The sequence below is a fragment of the Pontimicrobium sp. SW4 genome, assembly GCF_039954625.1.
Taxonomy (GTDB): Bacteria; Bacteroidota; Bacteroidia; order Flavobacteriales; family Flavobacteriaceae; genus Pontimicrobium.
Genome location: NZ_CP157199.1, coordinates 711675 through 724754 on the forward strand (window position 1 = coordinate 711675; position 13080 = coordinate 724754).

General features: G+C 33.2%; 10 protein-coding genes and 1 other RNA gene. 1 reads left to right on the forward strand and 10 read right to left on the reverse strand.

What is annotated here, in order from left to right; genetic code table 11:
• Nucleotides 1-310 precede the first annotated feature (310 nt).
• The 4 genes from ABGB03_RS03355 to ssrA all read right to left on the reverse strand — a co-directional run bounded on the left by ABGB03_RS03355 (nt 311) and on the right by ssrA (nt 4167).
• Nucleotides 311-1180 (reverse strand): helix-turn-helix transcriptional regulator, encoded by an 870-nt coding sequence (locus ABGB03_RS03355; RefSeq protein WP_347924820.1) that lies wholly within the window; start codon nt 1178-1180, stop codon nt 311-313.
• A gap of 149 nt (nt 1181-1329) precedes the next feature.
• Complete coding sequence (locus tag ABGB03_RS03360; protein ID WP_347924821.1) at nt 1330-2826, reverse strand: hypothetical protein; 1497 nt, start codon at nt 2824-2826, stop codon at nt 1330-1332.
• Nucleotides 2827-2832: 6 nt separating this feature from the next.
• The gene (locus tag ABGB03_RS03365) at nt 2833-3315 is read right to left on the reverse strand and encodes a T9SS type A sorting domain-containing protein (RefSeq protein WP_347924822.1); all 483 of its coding nucleotides are present in this window, start codon (nt 3313-3315) and stop codon (nt 2833-2835) included.
• A 458-nt stretch (nt 3316-3773) separates the two neighbouring features.
• Nucleotides 3774-4167: a transfer-messenger RNA gene (ssrA, locus tag ABGB03_RS03370) on the reverse strand.
• Nucleotides 4168-4278: 111 nt separating this feature from the next.
• Between ssrA and ABGB03_RS03375 the strand changes: the two genes are divergently transcribed.
• The gene (locus ABGB03_RS03375; protein ID WP_347924823.1) at nt 4279-5484 is read left to right on the forward strand and encodes an NAD(P)-dependent oxidoreductase; all 1206 of its coding nucleotides are present in this window, start codon (nt 4279-4281) and stop codon (nt 5482-5484) included.
• On the opposite strand, the gene ABGB03_RS03380 is transcribed toward ABGB03_RS03375, so the two are convergent.
• From ABGB03_RS03380 to ABGB03_RS03405, 6 genes are all read right to left on the reverse strand, one after another.
• On the reverse strand, nt 5485-5850 hold the full coding sequence (locus tag ABGB03_RS03380; RefSeq protein WP_347924825.1) for a VOC family protein: 366 nt from the start codon (nt 5848-5850) through the stop codon (nt 5485-5487).
• A gap of 74 nt (nt 5851-5924) precedes the next feature.
• Nucleotides 5925-6116, reverse strand: a complete 192-nt coding sequence (locus ABGB03_RS03385; RefSeq protein WP_347924827.1) for a cold shock domain-containing protein — start codon at nt 6114-6116, stop codon at nt 5925-5927.
• Between the two features lie 151 nt (nt 6117-6267).
• Entirely contained in the window at nt 6268-6960 is a 693-nt protein-coding gene (locus ABGB03_RS03390) for a hypothetical protein (protein WP_347924828.1), read from the reverse strand.
• 25 nt (nt 6961-6985) lie between these two features.
• Nucleotides 6986-7114: a hypothetical protein gene (locus ABGB03_RS03395; protein WP_347924829.1), complete on the reverse strand. Its 129-nt coding sequence runs from the start codon at nt 7112-7114 to the stop codon at nt 6986-6988.
• Between the two features lie 4 nt (nt 7115-7118).
• Nucleotides 7119-9821 carry a prolyl oligopeptidase family serine peptidase gene (locus ABGB03_RS03400; protein ID WP_347924831.1) on the reverse strand — a complete coding sequence of 901 codons (2703 nt, stop codon included), beginning with the start codon at nt 9819-9821 and terminating at the stop codon, nt 7119-7121.
• Between the two features lie 13 nt (nt 9822-9834).
• On the reverse strand, nt 9835-13071 hold the full coding sequence (locus ABGB03_RS03405; protein WP_347924833.1) for a PDZ domain-containing protein: 3237 nt from the start codon (nt 13069-13071) through the stop codon (nt 9835-9837).
• Nucleotides 13072-13080 lie beyond the last annotated feature (9 nt).

Sequence of the window (13080 nt, forward strand, 5' to 3'; positions counted from 1 at the left end):
AAACATATATCTTTATATGGCAGAAACAATACCAAAGCTAAGTTTCATAATGCGTAGTTATAGTACAGCAGGTAATTATTTATCATCACAAATGGAGAAAACCAGTATTCAATTTGCGAAAATTGTATCAGTCGTTGTTTTACTGTTCTATTTATTAATAATACTGGTTCTCCTTTTTGCTAAATTTCTAAGGGATTTTAATAATTTTACTTAGATTTTATCTAAGTAAATTAAAAGCAAAAAAGAGAGACAGATTTGTCAAAAAACGTCAAAGTTAAGCGTGTAAGAAAATAATGAAAGTGTGAAATTACTATATTATTTCAATGCTAGAATTGTTTTTAATTTCTGAAGGATTTAAACCAAATTCATTTTTAAAAACTTTGCTAAAATGCCCTAAATCTTCAAACCCACATTCTATACATATATCACTAACATATTTGTTTGTACTAAGCAATAAATCATGAGCTAATTGTAAGCGCTTTTTTAATATCCATTGATGTGGTGTGGTATCAAAAATGAGTTTAAACTCTCTTTCAAAAGTAGACAAACTTCTTCCAGACAATTCGGCTAATTCCTTTAAAGTCTTTTTAGGCATAAAACTAAGATCCATAAATAATTTAAGGTCCACTCTTTTAGCCAATGTAAATTCTTTAAATAGTATAGCTAGTTTAGGGTTTGAGTTAATAATTGCCTTTAAAGATTTAACAAGATTTGTTTCTAATTCTACAGTATTTAAATACTGTTTATTATCTACAGCGTATTTAATACTAGCAATAATGTCAAGCAAATTTTTAGTAGGTGCTAATTCTAAAATACGTTCACCTATAGGTTGTAGGTCTTTTTTAAATTTAAAATTTGTAATAACGTTTCTTAAAAATTTATCACGCATCATAAATGCATAGGTTTTTGCCTGTTTTTCTTCTTTAGCAAATCGTTTAGACAATTTAACATGCGTGTATTTTCTAACCAAACAAATTTGTCCTTTAGTAAATAGATAACGCTTATTATCAAGCTCTATTTCTAGGGAGCCTTGTTCTACATAAACTAAAACGTTAGAGGGATGGTAAAATTCTGATTCGGTACATTCGCCTTCATCAAAATGCGCTTCACAAGAAGCCGCTATTTCTAAGTTTTCGCATTCAATAAGTTTATAGCCTTTTGCTAGATGTTTAAATTCCATATGTAGAGGGATAGTTTTATGAAACTAAGATATGAAAGTTGATAAGAGTTTTCTAAATATTTAAGCAAAAAAAGCTGAATAACTTTTTGTGGTTGTTATTCAGCTTTTTATAGGTTTCATTGCTATTAAATCAGCTATAAGTGAAATTTTTAAAGTTTGGTATACGTAACAACAATAATATAATCGTTTGTATTGAAGCCTCCAGAACCAGCAATATTTACATTACCAGTTGCACGTTTTATTAATGCTACGTCATCAGTACTTGTAGTACCCGAGTACCAATCAGAAGAACCATTATATCTAACACTAATGTTAGAAGTTATAATTTTATCTACACCTGTTAAAATATTGATCGAAGCATTGTAATTACCAGCAAAAGATCTTTCGTAAATTGGTTTCCCATCTATCCAAGTACGCCCTGTAAGTTGTTCTGCTGTTGAATAGGCAGTACTTGTATGAGAATCAACATAAGCCTTTACACTCTCTGCGCTTGGTACGTTACTACTAGAAGCCGTAGCAAAAGTATCGTCGTCTATTACGGTTGTTAAAGAAGGGTCTAATACTGTTTTTTGGGCTTTGATACCAACAATTCTCCATGTAGCTGTACCACTACAATTTATTGTTAGACTTGTACCGGATGCATTTATATCTGCATGAAGATAATATACCGTGTCCGCATAAATTAAAATCCTTTTACTTGCCATGTCTGATACTAATACCGTACCATGAACAGCGTGTAAATTAGAAGCTATATCCCAATTATCTGTTTCAAGTCTAATGTATTCATAATCAATTACATTGGCTGGAATGGCAATACTTGTTCCACTGCCACCAGTGGCACTTCCAAGAATTACCTCTACGTCTTCTGTAGCTCCGCCACTTTGCCATTCTGGAGCTGTTGCTCCACTGTTCATTACTAAAGATTGGTTGGCTGTTCCTTTTGGTAAGCGTATCCAGTCAGTCCCATTAAAATAGGCCATATCTCCAGCGGCTTCACCAGTTAAAGAAATATCGGTGCCATCTATGGCATTGTCTGCAATGGTAAGTGTGCCATCGTTTGCTAAAGTGGCATCGCCACTTACGGCTACAGCTGTTGCTTCGTTGCTACCATTACCTACTAGTATGTTAGTATCGGCTAAAGTATTTGCTAGCTTGCTATTCCAATTGGTAATATCTGTATTTGTAATTCCGTTTGCTGGAGATGCTCCAAAAATAGGATCGCTTTCCGTAATAGAAGCTACAGTTTCAGCAGTTTTTGCATGCAACGCATAAGGCACACTCATTAATTGACTCGTGCCTGTAATGGTATAACTTGTTCCTCCAGCAGTATCAACTTCCGTTTTAATATAATAAGTGTCACTAGACCAACCTATAGTTGCAAAATTACCACTCACAACAGAGCCAGATCCAATCTCGATAGAGATTAACCCATTAGCATTGGTTGTAGGGTTTTGGGTTTCTACATATACTGCAGAACCTGTAGGGCTTGTTTGTAAAATACTAATTTGAATACCAATAGCTTGATTAGCAACTACCATATCGCTTGAGTTTCTAATCACTGCTTGATAATTCATTTTTTGAGGTGTTTGTGCAAATAGGCTTATTGTACACAAAAAGAAAGTAAGTAATAAGTATATTTTTTTCATAATAATTTAGTTTTTAATGATTTTATAAGTTTTTGACGTATTGTTACCATTGTTTATTTTTAGGAGGTAAGTAGCCGATGGTAAATGGCTAATATTAATTTCTGTAATAGTGTTTTTAATAGCTCCTGTATTAATTAATTTACCTTGCAGATTAATGAGACTATATGACAAGATATTTTCATGCTTACCATCAATTTTTAAATTTAAAATTGAAGTTGTAGGGTTTGGGTACGTTGCAATATTGATATTGCTCTTTGGATCTATGATTGACAATGTAGACGACGGGAAAAAAAACTGAACGCCTTCTAATACTGTACCTCCAGTACCACTAGTTGTTTTTTGAACGAGTTGACCCACAGAATAGCTAACAATGGCGTCATCTCCATAGGCGTTTCCTCCAGATGCTGTTATTGCTTCTTGTGCATTTGTTATACTAAAAATTGAGCATAATAAAAGCGTTAAAACTGATTTAAGGGATTTTTGTTTCATATATAAAGATTTAGTTTGTAATATTTTAAGAGTATGTGTTTACTTTATTAAGTAGTTGTACGATAGACAATAATTACCATGTGAATGTGAAAATTCTTTAATGTCTGTTTTTAAGTAATTATTGTATAGGGTGATTTTTCTGAAATTCGATAGAATTACAGATAATAACATATAAATAAGATTGTAAGAGAAACGAAGTTTAGAAACTAAAAAACAAGTTATTTTTTTAGTTTTATTTAAGATTTGGGATGTCATATTTACCATTATGGTTATATGACTGATAATAATTTTCGCAGGTCAAATATATATAATATTCTCTTATCCTAAAACAAATTTGTTGTAAAATTATAGATTAAGTGTATTTAAATCCAGTTTAAATGTATAAAATAGGATGTTTTTGAATACTTAATGTAAAAAATAAAACCCTCATAAATCATTACATTTATAAGGGTTTTTTTTAGTGGAGTCGCCGAGAATCGAACTCGGGTCCAAACAAGTAACCAAAGAGCTTTCTACACGCTTATTCTATTCTTGTTTTTTCGATTGTAAGCTGACAAAAGACAATCTACTTACAACTTAGCTTTTTAATCTCGAAAGTGCATCAAAGCGCTACACCATCTTAGTTAATTTTTACGATGTCTCAAAATGGAACGCCATTAACCAAGGCTTTCCGGAGACATAAAGCTTTCCTACCTAGTAGGACAAGGCTAATCTTACTATAATTCAGATTAAGCAGCTAAAGCGTAGTTATTCTCGCCGTTTAAAAGTTGGTCTAGCCTTTTACGTGTTTCAATGCCATTACACGACGTGCTTACTGTTTAATTAATCTCGCTGTCAAAACCAGTCGACCCCCAAATTAATTCTATTTCCAATAGGTGGAAAAGGATTGCGAAGTTACAAAAAAAGTTGTGCAACAGCGTAAATCCTCTTATTTTCGTGCAAAATTTATACCAATTCGTTTATATGAAGTTTGCAATCATAAAAGAACGTAAAAACCCACCAGATAGACGTGTGGTTTTTTCTCCAGAAAAACTTGCAGAAGCTAGAGAGCAGTTTCCTCATGCTGAGTTTGTTGTAGAATCAAGCGACATACGTATATTTCCAGATGCTGCATACAAAGCGTTAGGTTTTAAGGTAACTGAAGATGTGTCAGATTGTGATGTCATGATTGGTGTAAAAGAGTTGCCAATAGAAAGCTTAATTTCTAATAAAAAATATTTTTTCTTTTCGCATACCATTAAAAAGCAACCTTATAATAGAAAGTTGTTAAAAGCAATGCTGGAAAAGAATATTGATATGTTTGACCATGAAACAATCGTTAAAAAGAGTGGTGCACGCCTTATTGGATTTGGTCGTTATGCAGGATTAGTTGGAGCATATAATGGTTTTAGAGCTTTAGGTTTGCGAGATAATTTATTCAATTTACCAAAAGTTGAAACACTTGCAGATTTAGATGAGGTAAAAGTAGAACTAGATAAAATTACACTTCCAAATATTAAAATATTACTTACAGGAACTGGAAAAGTCGCTTTAGGGGCTAAAGAAATTTTAGACCATTTAAAGATAAAAGAAATTAGTGATGCTTTATACTTAACATCTAAGTTTACCGAGCCTGTTTATGTGATGGCAGATGTTATGGAATATGCAAAGCGAAAAAATGGTAAAGTAGGAGATAAGTGGGAATTTTACAAAGACCCATCTGGTTATGAAAGTAATTTTATGCCTTATGCTAAAGAAACAGATGTCTTTATAGCTGGACATTTTTATGGAAATAATGCTCCTTACTTATTTACGCGAGAAGACGCTAAACATAAAGATTTTAATATTAATCTTGTAGCAGATATTTCGTGTGATGTGGATGGTCCAGTAGCTTCAACATTAAGAGCATCTACCATTGCGGAACCATTTTATGGATATAACCCTCAAACCGAAACCGAAGTTGCTTTTGATGCTAAAGGAGCAATTACGGTAATGGCTGTCGATAATTTGCCTTGTGAATTACCTAAAGATGCTAGTGAAGGTTTTGGCGAGATGTTTTTAGAGCACGTGATTCCTGCATTTTTTAATGAGGATGAAAGAGGTGTTTTAAAACGTGCTAAAATTACAGAAGGAGGAAAGCTTACAGAGCGTTTTAGTTACCTTCAAGATTATGTTGATGGGAAGGAGTAATTAAATATCTTGTACAAAGAATATAGTATTTTTGTTTAAGTCAAAAAAACCAAATTCATGAGTGTTCCAAGGTGTGTTTAAACGCAATTTATCTTTTACGACCGTGTCTCTTTGTATCATTTCTTCAAAAATAGGATTGATATCATCTACAAAAATTTTGATAACCGAACCATATACAGGATCTTCATCGTTATCATGATGCCATTGTAAATGAATCCAAATATTTTCTCTGTTTAATACAGCGTAACCTTCTTCTTGGTATGTAAGATTAAAGCCTATATGCTTTTTATACCAAGCAATATCACGCTCAATATCTGCTGTAGATAAAACAGGTATTATTGTCTGAATATTAGTCTTTTGATCCATGTTTAAATGTGATAAAAGTAATCAAAAAAGCCTATCAGGTTTTGATAGGCTTTTGTAATAAAAGTAAGAATTTATTAGATAACTTTTACGTTTACCGCGTTCATTCCTTTTTTACCTTCTTTTAGTTCAAATTCCACATTATCACCTTCGTTCACTTCATCAATTAATCCTGAGACGTGTACAAAGTACTCTGTGCCTGAACCTTCTTCTGTAATAAAACCAAAACCTTTGGTACTATTGAAGAATTTTACTGTTCCTGTATTCACTATTATATAATTAAGTAATTTGTACGAAGTTAATATTTATAAATTAGTTTTTTAAAATTTTCTCATATTAATTTAATGTAAAGTTTTAATAATTAAGGTTTTGGTATTCTAATTTATTAAAAATAAAGGTTAGTTATATGCTTTTACAGTACTATTCTTCTTCTAACCTAGCTTTAATGCGTTTTAATATTTCTGTAGCTTGTACTTTATAATTTTTAATCATGGCTAAATGATTGTTTGAAGCCAACATATTGTGTAATGCAACACGTTTTCTGTAATCTTCACTTTCTGTAAAATAAATAACCATTTCTTCATTAAACTGTCCTAATGTTAAATCGACAAACCAAGGATATTCTTTAAGTTGATTAAGATTTTTCATTACTTCATTTTCTAAGCGTTCATTATTTTTTTCAATTATTGGCTTATAAAGAGCATACAATTGAACGATATTTATAACTAAGCTATCTTTTTGATTTGTACTTTCATTTGAAACATTTTTTAATAGTTCAAAACCCTTAGTTTGAATATTAAAAGGTGAGTAGAATGTGGTCAATGAAGTACATTGAATGCATTCTTGGTAGTTATCTCTGTTAAGTTCTTTGTTGATTATAAGATTGCTATATTTTTGAAGCGAATCGTACAATCTCCCAACTTGACTAGCCACTAAGGTGTCAGTTTCCATATCATAAGATATGGTTCTTAAAATGTTATTTAGATTGTCTTTCTGTTTTCTGTTTTCATTCCAGTTGTTTACTTGTAAAGCTAGAAGTATACCAATCATTACAAGTATAATCTCTCCAATTGCATATAAAACATAGGAGGTTATTTTATTGTTTTTTATCATGTTATGTCTAATCTTTCGAAATATTTTAAGCATCAGACTCTTCGTTTTCGTCTTTAGTTTCCTTTTTTATTTTAATATAACCAGTTACCAAGCGTATACCTAATCTAGCAAAAAGGATAATGGCGATAACCATTACAATATTAAATCCGTTCATTAAACTAATCTTTAATCACACGAATTCCAACATGCTTGCTATTTATCATACTATCATCATTTGCGTCATAAAAATCATACGCACTATAGCCATATACACCTCCGTCATAGTACTCAGCAATGTTTCCACCTAAATCATACACTTCGGCTTCACCAATTTTGGTAGATTTCTTTTTACCTACTTTTTTATATAAAATAGTATTTAGTTCTTTAAGTTTTTCATTTAGCATAGGCACTTCTGCCTTTGTAATGGAGTAACCAGCCCAATAATTTAAAGTGAGTTCTTTTGCTCCAATTTTATGTGCTTGTTTATGCAAATTTTTAGCTTCGTTTGCATTTGGTAATCGATACGTTTCACCTGTTTTACTAGATAACCATTTAACATAGTCTTTTGCGTCTTGCATGCTTACTTCCGCTGGATAATTATCAATACCAGCTTCATAACTAAAACTTGGTTTAAACGCTTTAAACTGCGCATTGGTTACTTCAAAACGACCAATTGATGTAGAATCTTTTTTAATGAGCAAGGTTTCAGGAATTAAGATGCCATTTTTTATTTCGCCAAATAAGCCATCAACACTTTTAGCTTTTTGAATTTTAAGTAACTCAGCTAGAGGACTACTTGCTTTAAAGGCCTCATTTTCGGTAGAAGGTTTATTAAAAAGATATGTATCAATCCATTGTATTTCCTCTTTCATTTTACGTAATTGATGTGTAATTTTTCCTAAACCATGAGGTTGTCCTGGAAACCATAAAAAACGTACTGGTGTATTTCCTGATTGTTGTAAGCCTCTAAAATACTCCCAACCTTGATCTCTTGGAACAGCGCGATCTTCACTACCATGAAAAATAATAGTTGGTGTTTTTATTTTTTCAATTTCGAATAATGGCGATTTAATAATGTAGTTTTCATTATAGAATTTACCATTTACATCGTCCCAAGGATTACCACCAAAATATTGTCTATCAAAACTAACTCCAAAACTACAAGTCCCAAAGTCCGATGTCCAGTTAACATCACCAGCTCCTGGTGCTGCAACTTTAAACATATTAGGGTAGCGAACGGTTAACATAGTTGTAATAATTGCACCATTGGACCAACCCATTGTACCGAGTTGATTTCTATCTACCATTCCTTTGTTTACTAAAATATCAATAGCTTTGGTAATATCTTCCATTTCTGGTTCGTAGTAATTACCCTTTATACTTTCTACATAAGATAAGCCGTGATTTCCAGAACCATGATAATTAGGTTTTAGAATGAACATTCCTTTTTGAGATAGTAAGTTTGGGTACGTACTCCAACGTTCACTCCATAAATCTAAGTCTGCAGCTGCTGGTCCACCATGAATAGAAAGCATTAAAGGATAGCTTTTTCCCTCTTCATAATTTTCTGGATAGTAAAGTATACCTGTGGTCTCTTCTCCTTTATAACCTTTCCAAGTCATTACTTCACTTTTTGTAATGGTTTTTTTGCTTAAATTTTTGTTTAACGTTATTAGCGTTTGTTCATTTGATATTTTATTGTCGTTTAAATTTGCCACATGGAAGCTTGGTAACTTTGATGCAGTAGAGTAATTGTAAGCTATTTTAGATCCATCTTCTGAAACAGCCATAATAGACACGTGGTCATTTTTGTCACCAAAATCAATCTTAGATTTACTCCATGTATTACCATTGTTTTTATAGTAAGCTAATCTTATTGTAGTTTTATTGGCTAATGAAGCGATAAGATTGTTTCCAACGACTTGATAGCCTCTTGCTAAACCCATTTCCCATTTTAAATCTACTTTTTTAAATGTATGATTTGCTAAATTATAATAATATAGTAAGCCTATACCTGAGCCATTCCATTGTGGATCGGAGGCGTAAGTAGCTCTAAAATAAAACCCTTTATTATCATCAGTAAATGCTATACTACCCATTGGAAAACCTAAATTGGTTTTAATTTGAGTGACTTTTCCAGTTTCTAAGTTTTTAATATATGAATCTGGATCTTGATCAGAATCACTTGCGTAACTACGACTTAGTTGCATACCATAATAGAGCCATTTTCCATCTTTTGATATTTGATAGCCACTCAAAGGTTTTTTATTATTAGTTAAACGCTTTGTAGACTTGTTTTTTAAATTGAATGAATACACATGATTAGGACGCCAGTGCATCGAATCTTCAACGACTATAACATTATCTTTCTTTTCTGAAAGTTCCTGTTCGTATAGCGTTTTTCCATCATGAGATTGAAAAATCAAGGTATTATTGTCCATCCATTGCAATCCAGATATTCCGTTTTCAAATTCTTTAACCTTGGAAGGTTCTCCTCCATAAATACTCATTTTCCAAAGTTTGTTCCCTTTATCACGAGACGATAAGAAGTAAATGGTTTCACCGTCTTTTGAAAAGATTGGACTATAATCATTCTCTACGTTATTGGTAAGTTGAAAAGTTCGAAACTTCCCATCTTTTTTTATATCTAATCGCGTTAGATATAAATCTGAAACAAAACGGTCTTTTTCTTTAACGCCTTTTCTTTTCGTCCAAACGATCATGTTACTGTTTGGTGAAAATGACACAGAGCCCATAGATTCTGTATTTATAATATCTTCAGGAGTCCATCTGGTTGGATCTTTCTTTGCATCTGTTTGTGCATTCGATACAAAACATAATAGACAAATTAATAGAATTGAAGTGGTATATCGTTTTTTCATCTTTTTTGAATTACTAATTTTTATTTGATTTTGCTGGTGTAGAATAAGGAGGAGGTACTGCTTTTTTACTACCTTGAGTTTTAAGCATTTCAAGAACTTCTTTAACAGCACGTTCTAATTGAGGGTCTTTACCTTTTGATAATGCTATGGCATCTTGCCTTACAGCAATATCTGGAGCAACCCCTTCATTTTCGGCGACCCATTTATTATTTATTGGATCAAAAACCGCATTGTCAGGAGCTGTTAATGCACCTCCATCAATTAAACGATAATGTGTTGATGATTTCACTAATCCTCCCCAAGTTGTAGCACCAATTAATGGACCAACGTTTTGTTGTCTAAATACCCAAGGAAAGAAATCGCCTCCTGAACCAGAAAGCTCATTAATAAGTAATACTTTTGGACCTAAAATTCCTGCTGGAAGTCGCATAGCTTTACCATTCGGAACTTCATTAGTTAATCCAGCTCTTAGTGTTCTTGTCATTAAATCTACCATATAGTCATCAAGTAAACCACCACCATTAAATCGTTCGTCAATAATCGCACCTTCTTTGTCTTGTTGTGCAAAGTAATAACGGTTAAATGATACAAAACCAGCGCCGCTTGTATTAGGTACCCAAACGTAAGCTAAACGACCATTTGAAAGCTTGTCAACTAATCGTCTATTATCTTCAACCCAAGCACGTTGTCGTAGGCCATTTTCGCTTCTTATTGGTTCAACAACTTCTTTCCATGCACCATTAAATTCAGGTTTATCATTAATATGCAAAGTTGTTTGCATATTTAACGTACCATCTAATAATTGAAATGGATTGTCATTTGCAGTTAATGGTTTTCCATTTATACCTACAATATAATGACCTTCTTTTATGTTTAATCCTGGTTGGTCTAAAGGACTACTTAACCCAGGATTCCAACTCTCAGTCGTATAAATGCGAGTGATTTGCCAACGGTTATTTTTTGCATATAAATCTGCTCCTAAAAGTCCAACTTTTGAATTGTCAACATCTGGGTAATCACCACCAAACACAAAGCTATGCCCAACAGATAACTCGCCATTTACTTGATCTAGAATATAAGTTAAATCTGCTCTATGTTTTATGTAAGGTACTAAAGGAGCATAACGTTTATAAACTTCATTCCAATCACGACCATGCATATTTGGATCGTAAAAATAATCACGCTCATAACGCCATGCTTCTTCAAACATTTGCTTCCATTCAGAGGATTTGTTTAGATTCATTTGAAGGTCAACTTTCACGCTTTTCCCTTTACCTGATGATGCAGATGCGTCTACAATTTGCCATCCTCCCATTGCACTTGCTAAAATCTTTTTTCTATCAGACGACATAGTAAATTGTCCAACACCAGTCATAAACTCTTCCGCTTTATTATCGTCGAGCTTGTATTTTTGGACCGTTAATCCTCTGCCATTTGGCACACGCTCCATGATAAAAATAGAGCCTTTTGGACCAGCTGTTATTTTAGAATAGTTACGAACAGGTATGTCTAGTGCTAGAGTTCGTCTTGAAATATTTTCAAAATCAATTTTCATTGAAGCGTCTTCTTTCTTTTCATCAGCTTTTGTTTTGTCATCGATTTTTTTATCATCTTTCTTTTCAGCTTCTTCTTCATCGCTTTTTGGTTTGAATGGTGAAGCATCACCATTTTGTAAGTTAATTACATAAGCAGCATATTCCGGATTGGCCGTCATAGCACTTGTATTTGCCCAACCAGAACCTAATGCCACGTCAGTACTTGCTAAAAAGTAAAGATGCTTTTTATCGTCATCCCAAGCTGGTGAAAAAGAATCGGCAAAAGGATTAGTAATAGTTTGAATTTTACCTGAATTTAAAGACCAAAGCATGATTTGTCTAAAATTATTTGAACCAGCTTTGGAGTAAGCCAACCATTGAGAGTCTGGTGACCAAGTTAAACCTAAACGACCACGTTCCAAATTATTACCACCAACATCAATGGTTTTTATAGTGCCATCAGGAACGTTAACAATTCTAATTCTTACATCATCATCTGTAAAAGCAATGTGTTTACCGTCAGGAGACCATGTTGGTTCCCAACCTAATTTTGATTCACCAATTGAGATACTTCGTGGTGTTGACATACCATCTTGATTAGCAATTAACAATTCATATCCTTTACCACTCTTGTCTGAAAACCAAGCGACCTCATTTCCTTTTGGAGACCAAATAGGTGTTCTGTCTGCGACACCAGAACTTTCTGTTATATTTCTAGAATCTCCATTTTCAATTGGGACTGTAAAAATTTCACCTCTCGATTCCATAATAGCACGTTTTCCAGTTGGGGATAACGACACAGAACGAGCAGATCTGCTTACATTTTCCCATTTAGTAGCTGCCCAAGGGAAATCGCCAACAACATTGATGTTTAGTTGTTTAGTTGTATTTGAGCTAAGATCTAATGTATGTAAGTATCCATCACGTTCAAATACAAGTGTATTATTGTGACCAGATAAGGATTTAATATCTGACCCTTTATATGTTGTGACTTGATTTAAATTAGAAGTCTTAGTGTTGAAAGACCAAATATTTGCAACATAATCTCTATCGGAAAGGAAGTAAATATTGTCCCCAATCCAAATAGGCTTTATATCTGTTGTTTTGTTATTTGGAAGTAAGGTTTCTTGAGAGTTATTAAGATTTAAAATAACCAATGGCGTGTTTTGACCACCTCTGTATGCTCTCCATTCTTCATCCCAGCGACTCATTCTATCAATAATCATATGTTTTCCATCTTCTGAATATGCTCCGCTTGTACTCCATTGAGAGGTGACTAATGTTGAAGGGCCACCTTTTAGAGAAACTGTCCATAATCTATCAAAACCGCTAGGTGCAGTATCGCGACTTGATGCATATAATATATGTTTTCCATCATTTGTCCAACCACGAACTTGAGCACCACTTGGATGCCAAGTGAGTCGAGTAGCATCTCCACCTTCAACGGAAACAACATAAACAGCATTAGACCCAAAACGATTTGAAGTAAAGGCTACCCATTTTCCATCAGGTGAAAAATATGGATTCTGTTCTACAGCAGCTGTACTAGTTAATCTTTTTACGTTTGTCCCATTGATATTTGCTATCCAAATATCGCTTCCGTAACAGAATGTAATTTGCGAATCATTAATATCTGGTTGACGCAAAAGCCTAGTGCTTTGAGTAAAAGCTGATATGCTAAATAGAAGAATAAAGACCTTGATTATGTGTTTCATGATTTTGTT